Source organism: Chamaesiphon sp. OTE_8_metabat_110 (genome assembly GCF_031382685.1).
Lineage (GTDB): Bacteria > Cyanobacteriota > Cyanobacteriia > Cyanobacteriales > Chamaesiphonaceae > Chamaesiphon.
In genome coordinates this window covers 1-5120 of sequence record NZ_JANMZA010000056.1, presented here as the reverse complement: position 1 = coordinate 5120, position 5120 = coordinate 1, and the positions used below count along the sequence as shown (strand labels likewise).

At 47.3% G+C, this 5120-nt stretch carries 5 protein-coding genes; 2 read left to right on the top strand and 3 right to left on the bottom strand.

What is annotated here, in order from left to right:
* Positions 1 to 215 precede the first annotated feature (215 nt).
* Together RMO52_RS02110 and RMO52_RS02105 are read left to right on the top strand one after the other, a co-directional pair.
* Entirely contained in the window at positions 216 to 359 is a 144-nt protein-coding gene (locus tag RMO52_RS02110) for a hypothetical protein (RefSeq protein WP_309742499.1), read from the top strand.
* 634 nt (positions 360 to 993) lie between these two features.
* Positions 994 to 2592, top strand: a complete 1599-nt coding sequence (locus tag RMO52_RS02105; RefSeq protein ID WP_310410470.1) for an ATP-binding protein — start codon at positions 994 to 996, stop codon at positions 2590 to 2592.
* Positions 2593 to 2696: 104 nt separating this feature from the next.
* On the opposite strand, the gene RMO52_RS02100 is transcribed toward RMO52_RS02105, so the two are convergent.
* From RMO52_RS02100 to rimP, 3 genes are all read right to left on the bottom strand, one after another.
* A complete protein-coding gene (locus RMO52_RS02100) occupies positions 2697 to 2978 on the bottom strand; it encodes a YlxR family protein (RefSeq protein ID WP_310410468.1) in 282 nt (93 codons plus the stop codon).
* A 111-nt stretch (positions 2979 to 3089) separates the two neighbouring features.
* Positions 3090 to 4394, bottom strand: coding sequence for a transcription termination factor NusA (nusA, locus tag RMO52_RS02095; protein ID WP_310410466.1), 1305 nt, complete (start codon positions 4392 to 4394; stop codon positions 3090 to 3092).
* A gap of 89 nt (positions 4395 to 4483) precedes the next feature.
* Positions 4484 to 4945 carry a ribosome maturation factor RimP gene (gene rimP, locus RMO52_RS02090; RefSeq protein WP_310410464.1) on the bottom strand — a complete coding sequence of 154 codons (462 nt, stop codon included), beginning with the start codon at positions 4943 to 4945 and terminating at the stop codon, positions 4484 to 4486.
* Positions 4946 to 5120 lie beyond the last annotated feature (175 nt).

Genomic DNA, 5120 nt, shown 5'->3' with positions numbered 1-5120 from the left:
CAGGGCGGCTGCGTGGACACCGTGTAAGCGGTGTGAGAGTCAGAACGAGACGGCTTGTCAAACCTCTGGACGCTGTGTAAGACCAAAACGCAAACTTGTTTGTGTGGAGGCAATGGCGGGTGAAACACGAAGTCTGGGGTTTTGATGCCCAGACCGTATGCGTAGCATCGGTGTGGGTTGACTAAGCACTAAGATATGTCACTATCCACTTTCAGATGCCCAAAAAGACAGGTGGCGTCCGCGAGATTTCGGCACCCTTACTCCACCCCAAACAAGCAAGGTACCCAAATATCGTCGGTGCTAACTATGTGGCGATGGTAAATCCAGCTAAAGGGCAAGAATTCTTAGTGCAGTTATAGCAACCGCTAAGGCGGTGAGGACAGCACAGCGATTGTGTATTATCTTGACGCACACAAACGGGAGGTTCCCTCCCGTTTGTGTGCGTCGCTGTCTCGCTGCTTGGTGCGACATACATGGAGGAAACCTCGCCTTGGGCGCGCCGCTACGCGGACTCAGATCTAGAGTGTCTCAACCGATGCGGCAACTGCCTACAACGCGTTAGTAAAAAGTACGGTAGACGCCAACTATAGCTGGTATCTCTGGCAGATTTTAGATTGCACTATCCCCTACTGGATCTGGATTAGGGGACTTATTGTGGCGATCGAGCGGTAGCCTTCACAGGGGCTGAGCCGATCTCGTCCATGCAAGTGCGGACATCATATAAATATTAAAATCAGCAAATTATTTAATATTTGTTTAATATTTTTGAGCAGGGAATTAAATCTAGAGTTATGCTTAAGAAGTTAGCCGATGTCTTGATGCGCTGTCTTGTCTTGAAGCACACAAACGGGAGGTTCCCTCCGCGTGATTTTCAGTCGCTAAACCGTCGGGAAACCCAACGTTGGCGTAGCCTCTCCGTCAGGAATTACGCGCATCGCTTCAAGATCGGAGACGTTGCCAACGAGAGCGGGGTGTAGACACCTCGAATCATATATGGAAATCAGAAGTCCGTCGGCAGTTGTCAAGCAGGCACACGTCTCACACAACATCGAGGAACTGCACGATCTTTGCAGCAAGCAGTCGATCCTACTAGACTTGGTGACGGATGCGATCGTGTTGTGGTCGATCGAGGGACAGGTACAATACTGGAATCGCAGTGCCGAGCGGACGTATGGCTGGACGGCAGAACGGGCAATCGGCAAACAGATCCTCGATTTTCTCTACGATCTTGACGATCCACACTATCAAACGGCGATCGCCCAGACACTCGATCGGGGAGAATGGAGTGGCGAACTTCAATTGTTAACCCGCGAAGGCAAAAGCGTTGTAGCAGCTAGCCATTGGTACTTAATCGTCGCTACTACCGGGATGCCTCACTCGATTTTGACGATCGATACTGACATCACCCAGCACAAACTCTTAGAACGGCAATTTCTCCACGCACAGCGATTGGAAAACCTCGGTGCGCTTGCCAGTGGTATCGCCCACGATCTCAACAATATTCTAACGCCGATCGTGGCGATTACGGAATTACTACCCCTGAGATTGAAAAATTTAGACGAGCGTACCCAAAAATTACTCTGTACCCTCGCCGAAAATTCTAAGCGCGGGCGGGAATTAGTCGCTCAAATTCTGACTTTTGCCAGAGGTAGTGATGGCGAACATACGATCGTGCAACCGCAGCATCTGCTGGCAGAAGCGATGCAAATCGCCAGACAAACCTTCCCCAAATCGATCGATGTGAGCCTCCGCATTGAAAATAGTCAGTTGTGGGCATTATCGGCAGATGTCAATCAGCTTCATCAAGTATTGCTAAATCTTTGTGTCAATGCCCGCGACGCAATGCCTGATGGGGGCGAATTGACAATTATGGCGGAGAATATCATTCTGAGCGATACCTATCCCAAGCTGCCGCTCAATGCGCTGGGGAGAGCGTATGTGGCGATTACAGTCGCAGATACTGGCGTAGGGATCGAGCCGAGTGTCAGGGATCTAATTTTCGAGCCGTTTTTTACCACGAAAGAAATTGGGAAAGGGACTGGCTTAGGACTATCGATCGTCCGGACGATCGTCGATAATCATCAGGGATTTATTGATGTTGCCAGTCAAGTTAATGGCGGTACGCAATTTCGCTTGTATTTACCAGCGCTGACTCCCGATAGTAGCAAGCCTCACTCCAGTATTGCCACACATGCACATTCAGGGCATTTACCGCAGCTAGCTGGCAAAGGCGAACTGATTTTGATCGTCGATGATGAACCTTCAATTCGCGAAGTTCTCGGTACGACGATCGAATCTTATGAGTATCGAACGATTTCTGCTAGTAACAGTCAACAAGCGATCGAGTTATATGCTCGACATCATGGCGAGATTCAGGCGATTTTACTCGATTATATGATGCCTGGTGGCAATCCTACTGATACCCTCCGCCAGTTTCGCTCGATCGATCCCAGTGTCCGTGCGATCGTCATGAGTGGCTTATCCGCTGATGAAATTTCCGCTCATCATCATGGCGAGACAGTTAAGGCTTTCCTTGCCAAACCTTTTAGTACTGAAGATTTATTGCATACGCTGAAAACGGTTTTAAATTAAGGTTCTCTGGCTTGATTTAAAGACGATCGAGATTTTAGATAGTTAAATCTGTGCGGATTTAACAAAAATTAGGGGTTTTAATCTCTATCCTAAAATCCCAATTATCATTTATCAATTAATTTAAGCAATCCTAACTGGTGATAGATATCTTCAGCGACTGCTGCTTTGAGAGATCTACTCAAGCGATTCTTTTTTTGAGCTAGTTGCAGACATTCCGCTGTCGGGCACAGATACGCTGAGCGTCCCTGCATCAAAATCGTGCCCAGATCGATCGCAACTTGTTTGGATGGATGACACTTTACCACTCGCCAAAATTCACTTTTAGGCGCAAACTTGCGACAACTTATACAGCGTCGATAATCTTTTCGATCTGCGATTTTAACCACTTTCTTCTCGCTACTCATTTGAGGATCGACAGATTGAGTATTGCTTAATTAATTGTAGATGGTGGGCAGTGCCCACCCTACTTTTTATAATTATCAATTAATAATTATTAATTAATAATTATCTTCCGCATAGTCAGCATCTTGATAATCGGGTTGATAGCGAGATTGGTATTCTGAATCTGCTTGGCGTTGAGATTCGACCTCCGCCATAGCTGCCACAGGATCGTACCGTTTGGCATCTTTGATATCAATTTTCCAGCCAGTCAGTCGCGCTGCGAGTCGGACATTTTGCCCTTCCTTGCCGATTGCCAGACTCAACTGATCTTCGGGTACGAGGACGTGTGCTTGCCGACCCTCAGAATTGACCAGCCGTACTTCCTCAATCCGAGCGGGACTGAGGGCATTAGAGATATATGTCGAAGGATCGGGCGACCAGCGAATGACATCAATTTTCTCGCCTTGCAATTCATTTACCACGACCTGAATCCGCGAACCTCGGGCACCGATACAAGCTCCTACGGGGTCTACATCGCCTTCTAAGGTATCTACCGCAATCTTGGTACGGGGGCCGACATGCCGCGATGGGGGACTAGCTTCACGCGCTACAGCGACGATTCTGACGAGTTCTTCTTCGATTTCGGGGACTTCATTGGCGAATAGCTCCACGACTAATCCCGCAGCACCGCGCGAAACTAGCAGTTGGGGGCCGCGCTGGGAGCCTTCGCGAACTTTTTTGAGGAAGACTTTGAAACTACGCCCGATTCGATAGTTATCGTTGGGGAGTTGCTCTTTTTGGGGCAGTTCGGCTTCGACATCTGGCTGTCCAAAACTACTATTGACAGACAAGATTACCGACTGACGTTCAAAGCGGAGTACCTTGCCCATCAGCGCAGTACCTTCAAATTGCTCGAATTCTTCTTGGATGATTTTACGCTGTTGGTCGCGCAATTTTTGGGCAAGCACTTGTTTGGCTTGAATCGCCGCCATCCGCCCGAAGTCTTCGCGCTCTGGGGTGACATCCAGAACGACCGAATCACCAATCAGTTCTTTGAGTCTTTCCTCACTAACTTCTTCTAGTGATTCTTGTTGTAAACTATTTTTAATATCATCGATCGAGATTTCCTTATCTTCATCGTTGACTTCTTCGACGATCGTTTTAGTGGCGACTACTTGAAAAGCCTCTTCATCTAGATCCAAGAACACATCGAAGTTATCAAAGTGATCTTCTTCAAACTCCATTCGATCTAAATGCTGCGATCGCCGATAGCGTTCATAACCTTTTAATAGTGCTTCGCGCAGAGCTGTCTGGACAGCCGAACTAGGTAAGTTGCGATCCTTACTGATTTCCTCAATCATACTTCGCAATTGAGGTAGACCAACGTTACTTTTTTTTGATTGTTTATTAGATTTTGGCATATATTTTAGTTTAAATAAGGTTTGTAGTTGCGATTGATAATATTCAATAAAAACATTATCTATTAAGATGTTAAATAATTGATGACTTGCTAGCAGTTATCATCTAAATAAACCTTACTAACCAATTCCCTGGGAATTTGAATCGTGCGTCCCTTTTGACTCAGATAGATAGTTGTCTCATCGCGCCGAATTAGCTGTCCTTGCCACTCTGTTTTGTTATCGATCGGCTGATGAGTAGTGACTTGGACTGCAAAGCCCCCAAAAGCATTAAACTCGCGATCGGTAGTCAGCTCCCTACTCGTACCCGGACTAGAAACTTCTAGCGAGTAAGCAAAAGGAATAACTTCTGTAGTATCTAAAGCGGCTTCGAGAGCGCGACTCATGCGTTCGCAATCTTGCAATCCCGTATCTGCATTGGGGTTGCGGATATCGATGCGGAGCGCTGGTGGGCGTTCGTGGGTATGAAAAACGATCGCAACTACTTCAAGTCCCAGTTCTGTGGCGATTGGGGTAGCGATATCGGTAATTTGGGGAATGAGGGGACGACCCATACATGTAGCAAGGACTAGAAACTAGTGGCTATTGAGGGTAACGGTTACAGAGTTGTAGTAACTAATTTCAATCTCGATCCATCGCCGAGCGGTCTGTGAACTGTGCCGATCGATGCTGCTATGCTGCTGTTGTACTGCGGGTAGAAGACCACAGAACTCGCAAAGAGGCGATCTG